This is a genomic window from Streptomyces sp. NPDC026246 (assembly GCF_055567995.1).
This window is the reverse complement of sequence record NZ_JBVHPJ010000005.1, coordinates 26,840-43,113: the sequence shown is the minus strand read 5'-3', so window position 1 is coordinate 43,113 and position 16,274 is coordinate 26,840. Positions and strand designations below refer to the sequence as shown.

Here is a 16,274-nt window from a genome sequence, read left to right as displayed (position 1 = left end):
TCCCCTGACCGCGAGCGACGGGGCGACAGGGGGGCGGGCGCCGAAAGGGCGGGGTGACGGAAGGGCGGGGCGGCTCGCAGGGAGCGCGGGCCGCCCGTTCCCATCGGCCGGCGGATCAGGTCAGGAAGGCCCCGCAGGCGCTCCCGACCACCCAGCGGTGCGAGGTGATGTTGTCGTTCACGACGACGCCGTTGGTGAACCGGTTGTCGGTCAGGTTGTCGGCGTACAGCTCTCCCGGCGCCAGACACGCGTGGCCGCCACCGTAGTTGTCGTTCTCGTAGAAGGCGACGTGGTCCGCGCCACCCGTGTAACCGCGGTTCATGACGGAGGTGGCCTTGTCGTTGGAGCCGGGACCCCAGTTGCTGCTGTTGCCCGGCGTGCTGATCAACAGGGTGCCCCCGCAGTCCAGGTCCTGCCAGGCGTACATGTAGCCGTTGCGCGGTCCCCACTTGCTGTTGCAGCCGGGGCCGGGAACGGCGCTCTCCGCCGCCTGCGCGGTGGCGGGCACGGCCAGGCCCAGGGCGGCGAGCCCAAGGACCGCTGCGGTGACGCTGATCTTGCGCATGCTGTTTCCCTCGTTTCCTGTCACTGTCGGTGTGGTACCGGTCGTGCGGAGGTGCGGGTGCGGGTGTGCCGGGCCGGCGGCCCGGTGCGCCCGCACCGTGAGCGGTGTCGGGTTCGGAGCGCGCGTGGTCAGCGGCGCTCTGGAACGATCCGCACCGCCCGGTCGTAGGCCCGCTGACCGAGATGCCGGTAGGTGTCGATCTCCCTGCCGTACCGGTCGCGCAGGCGTTCCAGGTAGTACGTCTCCCGGGCGGAGGCCACGGCTCGCAGGGAGGTCTGCCGGGCGCAGATGGCGTCCGCGACGGCGACCCTCCGCTCGGCGGCGAACGCCTCATCGGAACGGGCCGGTTCCAGCCGGCCGGCGTTGCCGCGGACGGCGTCGCGGGCGGCCCGAGGATTTTTGTAGGGCAGTCCCGCCCGCCGCATGCACCGCGACCACGCCCCGACTGCGGAGCTGAGCCGGCGGTCCTTCATCAGCCGGTCGCCGTAGAGGGCGTTGAGACCCGTGACGACCTTCCCGGCGCGGAACCAAGCGGCCGGATCGCCGTAGAGCGTGCGCTCGGCCTCCTCCATGCAGCCGCCCAGGCGCTTGCGGATCTGCCCGCCGCCGGGCAGGGTCACCGTGAGCACGCGGGCGTCGGCGCCGCCGTCCAGCGCCGTGTCGAAGGCGGCGCGCCGATCGGCCGAAAGGCTCTGCCGGTAGGTGCCGACGGGGTGACGCGCATGGAGGGCCTGGCCCTTCGCCTCGATCCGGCCCCCGTACCCGTGGGCGCGGGCCCACGCCACGTCGTCCTGCACGAAGCGCACCGGCCGGCTCTCGTCGCGCGTCAGACCGCGGTCCTCCCAGAAGGTGAAGCCACGGCGGTTCATGCACTGCTTGACGAGTCGCTGCTGCGCGTCGGCGACGCGCAGTTCCTCCTGCCAGGTCAGTGCCGCGGGACGTGAATCCGGTGTCCCTGTACGGCCGTTGTCGTCACCACCGCTGGTGCACCCGGTCGTGACGGCCGCGGTGGTTGTCACGGCCACGCAGACCGACATCAGTGCCCGTCGCATGCACCCCGCCTCCCCTCACCGCCGCCGGCTGACGGATCCAGAGTTGCGCCGCCGCGGGCCGGGCGGCGACGGGTTTCCTGTTGCCCACCGGCCCGGTGACCGGGAAACCGGGGACGAGCAGGGGCGATGCGGGGGTGAAGGCAACCGGAGGCCGGGCGTGAAGGGCACGGCACTGCCCGTGCGGTGCGGCAGCGGGACGACTACACGGTGCTGCTCGGCCTGGGCGTGCCAGAGGGGGACGCGCACCGCATGGGGGGCTGCACGAGTGGGCAGACGTGACCCATGTCCGGAACAAGCGGCTCCACCATCCCCGGCGTTGAGTTCTGCTCGCTGAAGGTGGACACGCCTCAGCTGATCGCGCCCGGGTCGGATTACAAGGTGGTGCGGTTCCCGTTCGGGGCGGGCGAGTCAACGGACCGGTGGAGGATGCACCAAGCCGTACAGCCCGACGGCTACGTGGTGTCCAACTGGGCGACGGACGACCGCAGCGGGCTGATCTGGCCGTCGAAGGCCGGTCTCGGGCAGCTGTATGCGCTCCTGCAGTGGGAGGCGCGCAGCGGCACGGGCGGCTACGAGGAGCTGCGCGACCAGTTCGTGCGGGACCCGCTTGGTCTGACGCCCCGCCCCAACGACACCACGGCGACCGAGCACCGATCACCGAGCCCGGGCCGGCAGTTCTTCGCGAAGCACTGGGCCATCAAGGTGGACCCTCGTACGCCGCTGGCCCTGCGCGTCACGCACGACGACGCCCACTCGAGGCTGCTCATGCTCGCCGAGTTCAAGCTGGTGATCCATCACGCTGGTTGAGGGTGCTTCCGGTGCGGGACTGGCTCGTTGCCCAGGCGGGTGTCCCCTGGGCCGGGACGCGCCTGCCGGCCGGGCGCGCTCGCGCGGTGCCCGGCCGGCAGGTGGGTGCGGTCAGTTCTGCGGCATCAGCACGGTGTCGACGATGTAGACGTGGGCGTTGGCGGTCTTCACGTTGCCGCAGACCACCTTGGCCGAGTCGTTGACCGTGTAGGACTCGCCGGAGCCGGACGTCGTCAGCTTGGACTTCGCCAGGGTGTCGAAGGAGCCGCTCTCCAGGTCCTTCGGGGCGAGCTTCCGGCCCACGACGTGGTAGGTGAGGACCTTGGTCAGCTGCTCCTTGTCGTTGAGCACCTTGTCCAGGTCCGCCTTCGGGATCTTGGCGAAGGCGTCGTTGGTGGGCGCGAAGACGGTGATGTTCTCGGCGTTGTTGAGGGTGTCGACCAGGCCGGCCTTCTTCACAGCGGTGACCAGGGTGGACAGCGCCGGGTTGTGGGATGCGGCGGTGGCCACGGGGTCCTTGGCCATGCCGTCGAAGGAGCCGGCGCCATCCTTGGGCACGGAGGCGCAGGCGGGGCCGAAGGGCTCGTCCTCGGTGGACGGGCTGGAGCCCGCCATCGCGTCGTCGGAGGCGGGGGCGGACGCCGACGCCTTGGTGTCGGAGTCGGCCTTCGACGAGCTGCCGCCGTCGTCGGAGCAGGCGCTCAGAGCAAGGGGGAGGACGGCCGCGGCTGCGACGGCGGTGGCCATGCGGCGGACACGGGTGTTCATGTGGTTCTCCTGATGATCGAGCGGCCGTCGGCCGCTGTCGGGTGTTGTGGAAAGGGAAGTAGTTCGGGGGTCACTCGACGGTCACCGCGACGGAGTGCCGACCACTGGCACCGTCGGGGGCCGTGCGCGTGCGTCCGGCGGTCTGCACCTGACCGGTGCGGTCGGTGGCGCGGACGGTGAGGGTGTGCGCGCCCTTGGTCGCCCGCCAGGGAAAGGACCACTGGCGCCAGGTGTCCCGGGTGTCCTCTGCGGCCAGGCCGGCCTCCTGCCAGGGACCGTCGTCCACGCGGAGCTCGACCCGGTCGATACCGCGGGACTGGGCCCAGGCGACGCCGGCCACCATCACGGTCCCGGCCTTCGGGCGGGCGAACGGTTTCGGTGTGTCGATCCGGGACTGGGTCTTGACGGGCGCCTCGCGGGCCCAGTCGCGCCTGACCCAGTAGGCGTCGTAGGCGTCGAACGTGGTCAGTTCGAGGTCCTCGATCCATTTGCAGGCCGATACGTATCCGTACAGACCCGGCACGAGCATGCGGACCGGGAAGCCGTGCTCGAAGGGCAATGGGGCACCGTTCATGCCGAGGGCGAGCATCGCGTCGCGGCCGTCCATCACGTCCTCGACCGGGCTGCCGATGGTCATGCCGTCCACCGAGCGGGCCACGAGCTGGTCGGCACGGCCCCCCTTCGACGGCGGCACGACCCCGCACTCCGCGAGGAGGTCCGCCAGCCGGACGCCGATCCAGCGCGCGTTGCCCACGTACGGGCCGCCGACTTCGTTGGACACACAGGTGAGCGTGATGTGACGTTCGATCAACTCGCGTGCGAGCAGGTCGTCGAAGGACAGGGTGAGCGGGCGGCGCACTCCGGCCCCGTGGATGCGCAACCGCCAGGCCCTGGCGTCGACCTTGGGCACGACCAGGGCGGTGTCCACGCGGTAGAAGTCCTCGGTCGGGGTCACGAACGGGCTGACACCCGCCACCCGGACCCGGGCCCCCCGGGGTGTCGGGGGAGCGGACGAGTTCGCGGCCGGGAGGACGACGCTGTCCCGGGAGGCGACCGCGCCCTTGCCGGCGGAGTCGTTCAGGAACCGGCCCAGCACACCCGCACCCGCCGAGGCCGCGGCGGCGGCCGTGGCGGCGATGACGAAGCCGCGTCGGTCCCAGCCCTCCCCTCCGGACGGGTCCGGACGCCGGTCCGAGCCCTCGGGGGACGGACCCGAGGTGTGGATCCGGCCCGCGAGAAGGTGGAGGAGTCCGGCCGCGACCACCGCCCCCACCAGGGAGGGCAGCGCGTCGACGACACCTTCGGAGTCCGGTCGCCCCACCGCCGCGGCGGAGCCGGCAACACCGAAGAGCACCACCCCGGCCGCTCCCAGGAGCCGATGACGCAGGCTCAGAACACCGAGAGCCAGGGCGCACACCACCAGGACGGCCAGGATGCCGGTCTGGAGCACCAGTTTGTCGTCGGCGCCGAAGGTGCGGATCGCCCAGTCCTTCACCGCGGCCGGGGTGCGGTCGACGACCGCACCCCCGACCGCCACGATCGGACCGGCTTGTGGCCGCACACCTGCCGCCACCAGTTCGGCCACGGTCAGTGCGGCGAATCCGGCCAGCAAGCCGCTCAGCGCACCGAGCGCAAGGCGCAGTCGCTGCACGGGAGTTCGCGGCTTCTTCTCTTCATCGCTCACGTGGGTAATCCGCTGCCGGCCGGCGGACGGATTGGCCCGGAAATCAAGTCGCTCGACTTTCTTCCCGGACCAATCCGCAGTGCCCGTGGCTACGGATATTCCGTCCTACGGATATCCCGTCCTCCGGTCAGCCCCGAGCTGCCCAGCCGTGTCCGCTGACATTCGCGGATGCGTTGCCGAAGGCGGGGTTGAGCAAGCCGACGACGTTCACCGTGTTGCCGCAGGCGTTCACGGGAACGTGGACCGGCACCTGCACGACGTTGCCGGAGGCCACGCCGGGGGAGACGGCGGCCACACCCTGGGCACCGCTGTCCGCGGAGGCGGCCCCGGCCCGGCCCGGCACCAGCGCACCGGCGGCGGCGACGAGACCGGCGTTCCGGATCGCACAGATCTTCACGGTTGTTCTGATCCGGTCGCCCTGTCGAAAAGTGGGGGAGTGTGCGAAGAAGGCCCCGGTGGTCAGCAGCAGTGCTGACCACCGGGGCCCGGCGAGAAAGACGGGACGTGCAGAATAACTCCCGCTTTCAGCGACCCGCTTTCACATCGACCGACCCGGATATCTGGACGCCTTCCGTCACGCCGGCAGGTCCACCACGGCCAGCGGCGCCGAGGTGGGGCGAGGCGATCCTCCGGCGGGTTCGACCGTGATGCCCACGGCGGAAGCCGAGTTGGCCGACCCGGACAGGGTCACGGCCTGACGGGTGCGGTCGCTGTCCATCAGCCCTGCCGGACGCATCTTGCCGCCCTGGTCGTACCAGAGCTGGTAGACCTTGCCCTCGGGCGGTGCTGCCATGTCGGCCGCCACCAGAACGGCCTTGTCGTGCGCGCGGGAGACGACCAGGGCTGCGCTCGCGCCCCCCTGGAGCGGGACGCGGTGCGACACCGCGTCCGAGGCCCCGAGGACAGCGGCCAGTTCGTCCGCCTGCCGACGGGCCTGCTGTCCCTGCGCGACGGCGTCCTCGGCCCGCTCGTGCTCCCACACGGCCACGCCCCCCAGGGCGGCTGCCGCGGCCAGGCAGGCAGCGAGCACGAGCGGGGGAAGGCGCCGGCGCAGCCGCGCTGCCGACGGCGTCCGCGGGACGTGCGGAGCCACCTGCCGCACCGTGGTCACACGCTGCTGGACCTGCCGCTTCATGGCGGGGCCCGGTGTGACGGCGACGGCGGCCGCCAGTTTCGCCGCGGTGGCCGTGAACTCGGTGATCTCGTCCGCGCAGGACGGGCAAGCGTTCAAGTGCCGCTCGAACAGCGCGCGTTCCTCGTCGGACAGGGCGTGCAGGGCGTAGGCCCCGGTCAGGGTGTGCAGATCGGTGTCGGTCGTCATGCGCTCACTCCGAGGCAGTCGCGCAAGCGGATCAGTCCGTCACGCAGGCGGGTCTTGACCGTCCCCAGGGGCAGGGACAACTGGGCGGCCACCTCGCGGTAGGTCAGCCCTCGGTAGTAGGCGAGAGTGACGGACTGGCGCTGCAACTCGGTGAGTGTGCGCAGGCACCGGCGGACCTGTTCGCGTTCCAGGCGGTTCTCGACCTGCTCGCTCACCTCGTCGTACTCCGGCAGTCGGTCCAGGAGCGCGGCCTTGTGGTCCCTGGCCGCGGCCGCCTCCACCGAGCGGACCCGGTCGATGGCGCGCCGGTGGGCGAGGGTGAGGATCCAGTTCAGGGCCGTGCCGCGGTCGGGCCGGTAGCGGGGCGCGGTGCGCCACACCTCCACCAGTACCTCCTGGGCGACCTCCTCGGACTGCGCCACATCACGCAGCACCGCCCGGGCCACGCCCAGGACGGAGGCCGCGACGGCGTCGTACAGCAGGCCGAAGGCATCGGTGTCCCCGCGCGCCACGGACTCCACCAGCGCTTCCAGATCCGGCTGCCGCACCGGACGAGGGCCGATAAATACGGGTTCCTTCACCGACATCCATCCCTGTGCCGGTCTCCACCGGCACCGTTGTCCGTTCCTGCCTGGGTGACGACACGGGCTCGGCGGTCGTCGCGCCGGATGCGAGGTTCCCGGTCACGTGCCCCCGGGAGGCCCACGCAAGCCACGGGGCCGTGTCCGCCACACAGGGAATCCGGCTCCGGGAGGCCGGCGGATTGGTCCTCCGGGCGGCGTGTCCCACGGCAGCACCAGACACGAGGGAGCCGCCGATACGAATGATCGTGATCAGTGCGTCGATGTAACGCCGGATCGGCCTCAAGATCGTTGCATTTATGTCCACCTTGGCGCGATATGTGGGGTAACGGGAAGGTCTCAGTCTCTCAAGTTCGAACGTAACGATCGATACATCTAGGCATTCAAGCGCCAGGTCTGTAACTTACAGCCGCATGGGCCGGCGAGAAGAAGACGTCCGGTCCGCCTCCGTATCCAGAAAGGCCCTGCCCCATGAACAGATCCCTGTCCGCCTCCGCGGCCGCCATCCTCCTGGCGGCCTCCTCGCTCGCGCTGACGGCCTGCGGGGACCAGGACACCGCGGACGCCGCGCCGGCCGGCAAGGTGACGGTGGCGGGCGTGGAGGTGAAGAAGGACCAGGCCCTGCACGACGCGCTTCCGGACCGGATCAAGAAGGCCGGCACCGTCAAGGTGGCCACCGACGTCCCCTACGCGCCGTTCGTGATGTACGTGAAGGAAGGCAGCACCGAGTTCACCGGTCTGGACTACGACCTCGGACAGGCCATCGGCGCCAGGCTCGGCGTCCGGTTCGCCTTCAGCGCGCAGAAGTTCGACGGCATCGTGCCGGCCATCCAGGCGGGCAAGTACGACGCGGCCATGTCCGCCATCACGGACAACGAGGAACGCCAGCAGGTCGTCGACTTCGTCGACTACTCGCAGTCCGGCTCCGGCATCCTCGTCGCGGACGGCAACCCCGGGAAGATCGGCACCCTGGACGACCTCTGCGGGAAGAAGGTCGCCGTCCAGGCGGCCACCAACCAGCTCGACCTGCTCAAGTCGCAACAGGGCAGATGCACCACGGGCACGATCGACATCAAGACCTTCCCCAAGGACTCCGACGCCCAGCTCGCCCTGCGCTCCGGCCAGGTCGTGGCGCAGGTGCTGACCAAGCCCGCCGCGGGCTGGGTCGCCAAGACCGCCGACAAGGGAGCCGCCTTCGACCTCGTCGACGACCCGGCCGCCCCGGGCGGCTACAACGCCTCGCCCAACGGCATAGCCGTCAGCAAGAAATTGCCCGCCCTGACCACCGCCGTGCAGAAGGCGCTCCAGCAGCTCATCGACGACGGCACCGCCGAGAAGATCTTCGACAAGTACGGCGTGGCCTCCATCGCGGTGAAGGAAGTTACCAGGAACGCGGCGGTCGACTGACATGACCGACGTGACCGCACCGCGCGAGACCACGCGATCCGGCCCGGCGCCCCAGGAGCTGAAGGTCGTCCCCGTACGGCACTGGGGGCGCTGGATCGCCATCGCCGTCGCGCTGACCGCCCTCGTCGGCCTGGCCGGGTCGCTCGCCAAGAACGCCAACCTGCACTGGGACGTCGTCGGGCACTACCTCTTCGCCGGGCTGATCTTCGACGGCCTCGCCACCACCCTCTGGCTGACCGCGGCGGCCATGGCGCTCGGCCTCACGCTGGGCACCCTGATCGCCGTCATGCGGCTGTCCACCAGCCCCGTCCTGTACGGCCTGGCCACCCTCTTCGTCTGGGTCTTCCGCGGCACCCCCCTGCTGGTGCAGATCATCTTCTGGGGCTACGCCGCGGCCCTCTACCAGTACCTCAAGGTCGGCGTCCCCTTCACCGACATCACCTTCTTCCAGATGGAGACCAACTCCCTGCTCACCCCGGCGGTGGCGGCCCTGCTCGCCCTGGGGCTGAACGAGGCCGCGTACGCCTCCGAGATCGTGCGCGCCGGCATCCAGTCCGTCGACCGCGGCCAGACCGAGGCCGCGCACAGCCTCGGCATGGGCCCGGCGCTGACCATGCGCCGGATCGTCCTGCCGCAGGCGATGCGGGTGATCATCCCGCCGATGGGCAACGAGACCATCAACATGCTCAAGATGACCGCGCTCGTGTCGGTCATCTCCGCCCACGACCTGATGTCGAACATCCAGGACGTCTACGCCCAGAACTACCAGGTCATCCCCATGCTCGTGGTGGCCAGCATCTGGTACCTCGCCCTGGTGACGCTGCTCGGCGTCCCGCAGGCCTGGCTGGAGCGGCGCTACGGCCGGGGCAGCTCGACCCAGGGGCAGGCCTCGCCGCTGCGCCGGATGCTGGGCTTCGCGACCGGCGGATCCACTGTCCGCCCCGGCAGGAAGGGCGCCGCGTGATGAACGTGCCCATGGTGCGCGCCGAGGGCGTGCGCAAGCAGTTCGGCAGGCTGGAGGTCCTCAAGGGCATCGACCTCACCGTCGAACAGGGTCAGGTGTGCTGTCTGCTCGGCCCCTCCGGGTCCGGCAAGTCCACCTTCCTGCGCTGCATCAACCACCTGGAGAAGGTCGACGGGGGAAGGCTGACGGTGGGCGGTGAACTGGTCGGCTACCGCCAGCAGGGCGACACCCTGCACGAACTGCGCGAGAAGGAAGTGGCCGAACGCCGCCGCGACATCGGCATGGTCTTCCAGCGGTTCAACCTCTTCCCGCACATGACCGCCCTCGACAACATCACGGAGGCGCCCGTACGAGTCCGCGGCGTCAGCAGGGCGCAGGCCCGGGAGGAGGCGCACGAGTTGCTGCGGCGCGTCGGTCTGGCGGACCGGGCCGGGCACTTCCCCGCCCAGCTCTCCGGCGGCCAGCAGCAACGGGTCGCCATCGCCCGGGCGCTCGCGATGAAGCCGAAGCTCATGCTGTTCGACGAGCCCACCTCGGCCCTCGATCCGGAACTCGTCGGGGACGTGCTCGACGTGATGCGCGCCCTGGCGGGCGACGGGATGACGATGGTGGTGGTCACGCACGAGATCGGCTTCGCCCGCGAGGTCGGGGACACGGCCGTCTTCATGGACGAAGGCGTCGTCGTCGAGGCCGGCGATCCGCGCCGGGTCCTCACCGAACCGGAGCAGGAACGCACCCGTGCCTTCCTGTCCAAGGTCCTGTGAGCGCCCACGCGCGGCAGCGCACGCTCGAACGGGACATGCTCGCCCTCGCCGAGGACCGCCTACAGGACTATCTGAGCGACCTGGCCGCACTCGTGTCGATCGACTCCGGTTCGCACGACGCCGACGGGGTCAACCGGGTGGCCGACTCGGTGCAGCGACGCCTGAGGTCGCTCGGCTTCACCGTGCGGCGCACCCCACCCCCTCCCGGGCAGGGCCCCCGCACCGGCGACGTACTGGTCGGCCGCAAGCGGGGGACGCGCCCGGTGCGCGACGGCGGACGACGCGTGCTCCTGGCCGGGCACATGGACACCGTCTTCGACGAGGGAACGGCTGCCGCACGCCCGTTCACCCTGGCCGGCCGGCTGGCGCACGGCCCGGGGGTCAGCGACGACAAGGGCGGACTCCTCGCCGGACTGACGGCAGTGGAGCTCCTGGCGGTACAAGGAGTCACGGACTACGCCGAACTCGTCTTCCTCGTCACGCCGGACGAGGAGATCGGCTCCCCCTTCAGCCGCTCTGTCACCGAGGACGTCGCCCGGGGCGTGGACTGCGCGCTGGCTCTGGAGTGCGCCCGGGAGAACGGCGACCTGGTCGTGGCCCGCAAGGGCGTGGCCGACTACCTCGTCACGGTCACCGGCAAGGCGGCCCACGCGGGCATCGAGCCCGAGCGCGGAGCCAACGCCGCACTGACGGCGGCGCGGCTGACCGTCGCCCTCCAGGCCATGAACCGGCCCGAGCGGGGCGTGACCGTCAACGTCGGCGTCATCCGCGCCGGCCGGCTGCCCAACATCGTCTGCGACGAGGCCGAACTGCAGGTCGAGGTGCGCGCGGCCGGCACCCGCGACCTCGCGGCCGTACGGGCGGCCATGGAGGAGGCCGCCGCCGACTGCCGCGTCCCCGGTACCGACGTCACGATCGAGCAGCGCGACCTGTGCCCGCCGATGGAGGACACCCCCGCCACGCGGGCGCTGTACGCCGAGGCGGCGACGGCGGCGCGGGCCCTGGGCATCACCGTCGGCGCGGCCGCCACAGGCGGCGTCGGTGACGCCAACCTCATCGCGGGCACGGGCACCCCGACCCTCGACGGCCTCGGACCGGTCGGCGGCGCCGACCACAGCCCCGGGGAGTGGCTGGACACCACGACGGTCGCGCCCCGCATCGCCCTGCTCGCCTCGCTCATCACGGCCCTCGGCACCCGCTGACCCGTGCGAGGTGCGGCCCCGGTACCCGCTGAACCCTGTACCGCGCGAGCCCCGGCTGCGCCCAGCAGGGCCCCACCCGGCACCACATCCCCTGCGAGACAACCCACCTTGGAGGCTCCGTGTCCAGACCCCTGCCCGCACGCCGTCGCACCCTCGGCGCCGCAGGCGCCGTGTGCGTCGTACTCCTGACCGCCGTCCCCGCCACCGCTACCACCACTACCGCCACCGCCGGCGGTGCGTCCGGGCCGTTCGCGGCGCGGTCCGGCTCGCTCGTCCTGGTCGGCGGGGCACTGAGCGCCGACAACGACGAGGTGTACGGCGAGATCATCCGCCGCGCCGGAGGGGACCGGGCCCGCATCGGCGTCCTGACGGCCGCCTCCGTCCCGGCCAGCCAGGATCCGGACGCCGACGACCCCGATCGGTGCAGCAACTCCGCGTGCAACGGCGCCTATTACGTCGACCTGTTCGAGCGCCACGGCGCGGCGGACGCCGAGTGGATCCCCATCGACCTGGACCACCTCGCGAACGCAGACGACGACGAGGTCGTCGCACAGATCGAGTCCATGACGGGCTTCTTCTTCGGCGGCGGCGACCAGTACCGCTACGTCACCACCCTGCTGCACGGCGACGAGCACACCGACTCCCGCGCCCTGGCTGCCATCCGCCGCCGGCTCGCGCAGGGAGCCGTCGTCGCGGGCACGTCGGCCGGGGCGCAGATCGCCGCCGGCCGGGACATGGTCACCGGCGGCGAGTCCTACCAAGGACTGCGCGACGGCAGCGCACCCGGCTACTTCGAGGACCCCACCCGCCTCGGCCACCTCCCCGAGGGCGGCTTCGGACTCCTGCGCTCCGGCCTGATCGACACCCACACCGGCGCGTACGGCCGCGAGGGCCGGATCCTGCGCCTGGCCGCCGACACCGGCCACGACCGCGTCTACGCCCTGGAGGAGAACACCGCACTGATCGTGGACCGCCCGGGCACCACCAAGGAGACCATGCAGGTGGCGGGGACGCAGGGCGTCGCCGTCTTCGACCTGCGCGCGGCCAGGGCGAGGACGTCCGCCGACGGCTGGTCCCTCACCGGGGCCCGCTACAGCTACCTGACCGACGGCGACCACTACGACGCCGCCCTCTGGCACGCTGAGCCCGGCACGGTCAAGCGCCGGTACACACCGGCCGGCGCGGGTCCCGTCCCGCTCAACGGCGACGTCTTCCATTCCGCGGACAACCCGGACGGAGTGCCGTACTCCTTCCGTTCCACGGCCCGCGCCCTGGCCGGCACCCGCGCCCGGAACACCGCCACGGCGACTACCTTTGAGCAGGACCCGCAGTTCGCAGCCGTCCTCACCAAGGGGCCGTCCTTCACGGCCTGGAGCACGGACCGCTCGACGCCGCGGACCCTGCTGAACCTGTCGGTCTCCGTCCGGCCGCAGTGAGCACCACCGCGGCCGGTGTGCCGGACGCCCACCCGGCACACCGGCCGCTCCATCCGAGGAAGGAAGACACCCGTGACCCACGGCACGCTCGCCGACGAGATCCGCCTGAACCTGGGTGAACTCAGCCCCGCCGAACGCAAGGTGGCCCGGGTCATCCTGGCGGGCTACCCCGCGGTCGGGTTCGAGACCGTCGCGAGCATCGCCGAGCGGGCCGGCGTCAGCGGACCGACCGTCCTGCGCTTCGCCGGCCGGCTGGGCTTCGGCGGGTTCCCCGAGTTCCAGGCCGCCCTGCGCACCGAGGTGCAGGAGCGCGAGGCGTCCCCGCTGTCCTTGTACGAGGCCGCGGGCGCGCCCCCGGGCGACTCGGCCGAGGGCACGCTGCTCGCGCGCAGCGGGTCCACGTTCAGCACGTCCGTCGCCCAGACCCTGGCCGAACTGCCGGCGCACGACCTGGAGACCACCGTCGCCCTGCTCTGCGACCCCAAGCGGCGGATCCTGCTGTGCGGCGGCCGGTTCACCCACCTGCTGGCCCAGTACCTGGCGCTGCACCTGATGCAGATGCGCGACACGGTGCAGATCCTTCCGGACCGGGACGTGGAACGCACGGCGGTCCTGTCCGGCCTGAACCGCCGGGACGTCCTGGTGGTCTTCGACTACCGGCGCTACGAGCCGGGCAACCTCACCCTCGCCCAGCTCGCCGGCGAACGCGGAGGCAAGGTGGTCGTGTTCACCGACACCTGGCTCTCCCCGGTCAGCGCCCACGCCGACGTGGTGCTGCCCAGCCGCGTCGCCTCCACCTCGCCCTACGACAGTCTCGTGCCGACGCTCGCCGTCATCGAGACGGTCGTGGCCCATGTCATCGCGGCCCTGGGATCCACCGCCCGCGACCACCTGGAGCAGACCGAGGCCACTGCCCGGCGGGTCGGACTGGTCTGACCCCTACCCCTGACGTAGGCCCCCGGAGACGCGAAGGTCCATCCTCATGATGTTCGATGATCTGCCCGTGATGTGGCGGCTGTCCTCAAGAGACGTCCAGGCGGGGTGGCGCGCGCTGTGGTGGACCGTGGGACCGCAGGACCACCGTGACCCGCGCGGAACTGGTCGGCGACGAGTGTGTCGCCATCGGTCAGGAGCGGGTGCGGCTGCCCGGGCGGGTGGTGATGCATTGCGGCCAGGGCCGTGACGGCACCTTGTTTCTCCGCGCCGGCCGCACCTGGGTGCGCATCGACGCCTGAGCCCCGCGGTTGTCGGACCCGCAACAGGGCGCCTGTGATGAGCCCACTGACCACCCCATTCGCGGCTCCTGCGGTGGGGCTGATCGTTGTCGAAAGCGTTGCATGTGTTGGCATCCGTCATGCCGGTGCGGCTGGCCAAAAACCCTCGACGGCTGGTGAGCACGTGGACGTTGACGCACCCCGGCATCTGCTGTCCTTGCCTGCGCGGTGAACCGCTGTCGCCGCGGTCCGTAAGAGTTCCGTCATCTCCTGCGGGCTGCGGAGCGGAGGTCCTGCCGCGTTGAATGGACAGTGACAGGCGCACTCCGAGGGGGAGAAGCACGATGAAGCGTGGGCGGAAGCCACTGAGCAAACCGCTGGTCGTGACGGTGCTGGTGATGGCGGTCGCCGCAGTCGGTTTCGGGCTGTACTGGTTCCAGCCGTGGAAGTTGTGGCAGGACGAGACCGTCCAGGAGGCACTGCCCGAAGCCGTGGCCTCCTCCGCGACGCCTTCGGCGGAGGGTGAGACGGCCACCCCGTCGGCGCGACCCAGGACACTGGCGCGTGGTGAGCTGATCAGTCACGAGCACTCGACGTCGGGCACGGCGAAGCTCGTGCGGTTGACCGACGGTTCGTACGTCGTCCGGCTGGAGAACCTCGACACCAGCAACGGACCGGACCTGCGCGTATGGCTGACCGACGCGCCCGTCAAGGAGGGCAAGGCAGGCTGGCATGTCTTCGACGACGGCAGGCACGTCAGCCTGGGCAAGCTCAAAGGCAACAAGGGAAACCAGAACTACGTCCTGCCCGACGACATCGATCCGGCTCGCTACACCAGCGTCAGCATCTGGTGCGACCGCTTCGACGTCTCCTTCGGCGCGGCCGAACTCGCCCGCACCTGAGCGAGCCAGGCAGCTGTCGGCCCGGTGCCGGACGCAACAGAGCCGGTCAGCCCCCGGCAACGTGCTCCGGGCCCAGTAGCCGTGGGTCCAGGATGCGGTGCAGCCGATGGGCGACGGGCCGAAATCCCCGGCGAGGCCAGAAGACGGACGAGAAGGGATTGGCGGCCCGCCAGTCGGTCACGCAGACCGTGAAGCCCCGCTGTGCCGCGTCTGCCAGGGCCCACTCGGTCAGTCGGCGGCCGACGCCGGTACCGCGGGCGTGCGGAGCCGTCGCGGCCAGGAGGAGTTCGACCGAGCCCTCGGGCTTGAGGATCGAGGCCTCCTCGTCGGGAACCGGACGCATGACGACGAAACCGTCGATGCCGTCCCGCCCCTCGCACACCCAGTACGCCACGGCCGGATCGTTCACCAACTCCAGGTGGCCGGACCGCAGGACGTCCCACATCGGCTGGTCCGTGAACGCGAAAACCGGCGGTGCCGCGTGCGCCTCGTTGATGAGCCCGAGAAGCGGCTCCAGCGCTTCCATGTCGGTGGGGCTGGCCCTCCGGACACCGTGCGGTGCCGCGGTCGGCGCCGTCGTGGGGACGTCGACGACCGCGTGGACCTGCTCGTGGGGAAACCCGAGCGCCAGCCACAGCGGCAGGTCGGCACTCGGAGCCACCACGTAGTGGTGCAGACGTCCGTCGGCCAGCCAGGCGGCGGACGAAGCGGTGTACAGCCGGTGCAGGACGGCCGGCCCGGCAGCCGGCGAGTGGGCGGCGTCCTGAGGCTGCGTCCAGCAGTGACGGCCACGCTGCCCCTCCCCGCTTCGGGCCAGCAGATATCCGGCCACCGCGCCTTCCCGGACCGCGACCGCACCACGGGCGCCGTCCTCCCACGCCTGCTCCAGCAAGGCCTGGCACTCTTCCAGGACGGTGAAGCGCCCACCCAGCACCGGCTCGAGCCGGACGTCACGCTGGTGGCGGGCGGCGAGCAGTTCGGCTGCGGGACCCAAGTGGGCGGCCGGACGGAAGGGTTCGATCGTCAGGGCGGTGGCCGGACCGACGGAAGAACTGGGCAAGGTGACTCATCTCGTCATGAGGGGCAGGTGTCGGCGCGTCGGTGTCTGCGCTCGTGTGAGCGAGGCCCGAGGCGCGACGGGGTTCACCGGTGTGCGGAGGCGGCGGTTGCCGACTCCGCGTAGAGGCGCGCGCGGAAGCGGGGCGGACAGGTATCGGCCGGAGCTTTCGTCGGGCTCGCCCGGGAGCACCGACGGGCCCGCTGCGAAGGCGTCCTCGTACTGCCGGAGCAAAGGGCCGCGCGGCCGAGGGGGCCGCGCGGGCGAGGCCGTACGCGGTCGACCGGACGATGCCGGAGAGCCGGAGAGCCGGAGAGCCGGAGGGACGGAGGGACGGTCACGGTCGGCGCCTTTCGCTTCTGGGTACCGGCCATTGTCCTGACGTGCGACGACGGGGTCACCCGGATTTCTGGCGGTGATCGCCGTACGCCGGACGGCGGCGCGAACCCGCATGAGCGAGCCCGGGGGAGTGGGGGAGTCGTGCTGGTGTGGGCAAGGTCCTCATGGCGCGCCGGCCCCGGACACGCGCTCTCGTGGCACACGCATGCCG

At 71.3% G+C, this 16,274-nt stretch carries 17 protein-coding genes; 9 read left to right on the top strand and 8 right to left on the bottom strand.

All coding sequences use genetic code 11. The features are described from left to right. Positions 1–115 precede the first annotated feature (115 nt). Positions 116–565: a peptidase inhibitor family I36 protein gene (locus ACZ4M5_RS14820; RefSeq protein ID WP_467736666.1), complete on the bottom strand. Its 450-nt coding sequence runs from the start codon at positions 563–565 to the stop codon at positions 116–118. A gap of 128 nt (positions 566–693) precedes the next feature. Next, positions 694–1,617 (bottom strand): hypothetical protein, encoded by a 924-nt coding sequence (locus tag ACZ4M5_RS14815; protein ID WP_467736664.1) that lies wholly within the window; start codon positions 1,615–1,617, stop codon positions 694–696. Between the two features lie 282 nt (positions 1,618–1,899). Here ACZ4M5_RS14815 and ACZ4M5_RS14810 point away from each other — a divergent pair, with 282 nt between their 5' ends. After that, positions 1,900–2,424 carry a hypothetical protein gene (locus ACZ4M5_RS14810; protein WP_467736662.1) on the top strand — a complete coding sequence of 175 codons (525 nt, stop codon included), beginning with the start codon at positions 1,900–1,902 and terminating at the stop codon, positions 2,422–2,424. Between the two features lie 111 nt (positions 2,425–2,535). On the opposite strand, the gene ACZ4M5_RS14805 is transcribed toward ACZ4M5_RS14810, so the two are convergent. The 5 genes from ACZ4M5_RS14805 to sigK all read right to left on the bottom strand — a co-directional run bounded on the left by ACZ4M5_RS14805 (position 2,536) and on the right by sigK (position 6,778). Continuing rightward, on the bottom strand, positions 2,536–3,192 hold the full coding sequence (locus ACZ4M5_RS14805) for a fasciclin domain-containing protein (protein WP_467736660.1): 657 nt from the start codon (positions 3,190–3,192) through the stop codon (positions 2,536–2,538). Between the two features lie 70 nt (positions 3,193–3,262). Further along, positions 3,263–4,876, bottom strand: coding sequence for a molybdopterin-dependent oxidoreductase (locus ACZ4M5_RS14800; RefSeq protein ID WP_467736658.1), 1,614 nt, complete (start codon positions 4,874–4,876; stop codon positions 3,263–3,265). 127 nt (positions 4,877–5,003) lie between these two features. After that, the gene (locus ACZ4M5_RS14795) at positions 5,004–5,267 is read right to left on the bottom strand and encodes a chaplin (protein WP_467737352.1); all 264 of its coding nucleotides are present in this window, start codon (positions 5,265–5,267) and stop codon (positions 5,004–5,006) included. A 183-nt stretch (positions 5,268–5,450) separates the two neighbouring features. Beyond that, positions 5,451–6,197, bottom strand: a complete 747-nt coding sequence (locus ACZ4M5_RS14790; RefSeq protein ID WP_467736656.1) for an anti-sigma factor — start codon at positions 6,195–6,197, stop codon at positions 5,451–5,453. After that, positions 6,194–6,778 carry an ECF RNA polymerase sigma factor SigK gene (sigK, locus tag ACZ4M5_RS14785; protein ID WP_467736654.1) on the bottom strand — a complete coding sequence of 195 codons (585 nt, stop codon included), beginning with the start codon at positions 6,776–6,778 and terminating at the stop codon, positions 6,194–6,196. Before sigK ends, ACZ4M5_RS14790 begins: the two co-directional genes overlap by 4 nt. Before the next feature lie 471 nt (positions 6,779–7,249). Between sigK and ACZ4M5_RS14780 the strand changes: the two genes are divergently transcribed. From ACZ4M5_RS14780 to ACZ4M5_RS14745, 8 genes are all read left to right on the top strand, one after another. Further along, the gene (locus ACZ4M5_RS14780) at positions 7,250–8,185 is read left to right on the top strand and encodes an ABC transporter substrate-binding protein (RefSeq protein WP_467736652.1); all 936 of its coding nucleotides are present in this window, start codon (positions 7,250–7,252) and stop codon (positions 8,183–8,185) included. A 1-nt stretch (position 8,186) separates the two neighbouring features. After that, positions 8,187–9,149 (top strand): amino acid ABC transporter permease, encoded by a 963-nt coding sequence (locus ACZ4M5_RS14775; RefSeq protein ID WP_467736650.1) that lies wholly within the window; start codon positions 8,187–8,189, stop codon positions 9,147–9,149. Further along, positions 9,149–9,913 (top strand): amino acid ABC transporter ATP-binding protein, encoded by a 765-nt coding sequence (locus ACZ4M5_RS14770; protein ID WP_467737350.1) that lies wholly within the window; start codon positions 9,149–9,151, stop codon positions 9,911–9,913. Before ACZ4M5_RS14775 ends, ACZ4M5_RS14770 begins: the two co-directional genes overlap by 1 nt. Further along, the gene (locus tag ACZ4M5_RS14765; RefSeq protein WP_467736648.1) at positions 9,910–11,115 is read left to right on the top strand and encodes a M20 family metallopeptidase; all 1,206 of its coding nucleotides are present in this window, start codon (positions 9,910–9,912) and stop codon (positions 11,113–11,115) included. The genes ACZ4M5_RS14770 and ACZ4M5_RS14765 overlap by 4 nt, the downstream gene beginning before the upstream one ends. 119 nt (positions 11,116–11,234) lie before the next feature. Next, positions 11,235–12,551, top strand: coding sequence for a cyanophycinase (locus ACZ4M5_RS14760; protein WP_467736646.1), 1,317 nt, complete (start codon positions 11,235–11,237; stop codon positions 12,549–12,551). A gap of 72 nt (positions 12,552–12,623) precedes the next feature. Continuing rightward, positions 12,624–13,487 carry a MurR/RpiR family transcriptional regulator gene (locus ACZ4M5_RS14755; protein WP_467736644.1) on the top strand — a complete coding sequence of 288 codons (864 nt, stop codon included), beginning with the start codon at positions 12,624–12,626 and terminating at the stop codon, positions 13,485–13,487. Positions 13,488–13,633: 146 nt separating this feature from the next. Further along, positions 13,634–13,786, top strand: a complete 153-nt coding sequence (locus tag ACZ4M5_RS14750; protein ID WP_467736642.1) for a hypothetical protein — start codon at positions 13,634–13,636, stop codon at positions 13,784–13,786. A 323-nt stretch (positions 13,787–14,109) separates the two neighbouring features. Next, positions 14,110–14,667 carry a DM13 domain-containing protein gene (locus ACZ4M5_RS14745; protein ID WP_467736640.1) on the top strand — a complete coding sequence of 186 codons (558 nt, stop codon included), beginning with the start codon at positions 14,110–14,112 and terminating at the stop codon, positions 14,665–14,667. Positions 14,668–14,713: 46 nt separating this feature from the next. Here the strand turns inward: ACZ4M5_RS14745 and ACZ4M5_RS14740 are convergent, their stop codons facing one another. Next, positions 14,714–15,727: a GNAT family N-acetyltransferase gene (locus ACZ4M5_RS14740; protein ID WP_467736639.1), complete on the bottom strand. Its 1,014-nt coding sequence runs from the start codon at positions 15,725–15,727 to the stop codon at positions 14,714–14,716. Between the last annotated feature and the right edge of the window lie 547 nt (positions 15,728–16,274).

Bases quoted from the DNA above. Each gene is read 5' to 3' on its own strand.
- ACZ4M5_RS14805 (WP_467736660.1), bottom strand. From the start codon at position 3,192: ATGAACACCCGTGTCCGCCGCATGGCCACCGCCGTCGCAGCCGCGGCC.
- ACZ4M5_RS14790 (WP_467736656.1), bottom strand. From the start codon at position 6,197: ATGACGACCGACACCGATCTGCACACCCTGACCGGGGCCTACGCCCTG.
- ACZ4M5_RS14770 (WP_467737350.1), top strand. From the start codon at position 9,149: ATGAACGTGCCCATGGTGCGCGCCGAGGGCGTGCGCAAGCAGTTCGGC.
- ACZ4M5_RS14810 (WP_467736662.1), top strand. From the start codon at position 1,900: ATGTCCGGAACAAGCGGCTCCACCATCCCCGGCGTTGAGTTCTGCTCG.
- ACZ4M5_RS14775 (WP_467736650.1), top strand. From the start codon at position 8,187: ATGACCGACGTGACCGCACCGCGCGAGACCACGCGATCCGGCCCGGCG.
- ACZ4M5_RS14780 (WP_467736652.1), top strand. From the start codon at position 7,250: ATGAACAGATCCCTGTCCGCCTCCGCGGCCGCCATCCTCCTGGCGGCC.
- ACZ4M5_RS14820 (WP_467736666.1), bottom strand. From the start codon at position 565: ATGCGCAAGATCAGCGTCACCGCAGCGGTCCTTGGGCTCGCCGCCCTG.
- ACZ4M5_RS14745 (WP_467736640.1), top strand. From the start codon at position 14,110: ATGAAGCGTGGGCGGAAGCCACTGAGCAAACCGCTGGTCGTGACGGTG.
- ACZ4M5_RS14815 (WP_467736664.1), bottom strand. From the start codon at position 1,617: ATGCGACGGGCACTGATGTCGGTCTGCGTGGCCGTGACAACCACCGCG.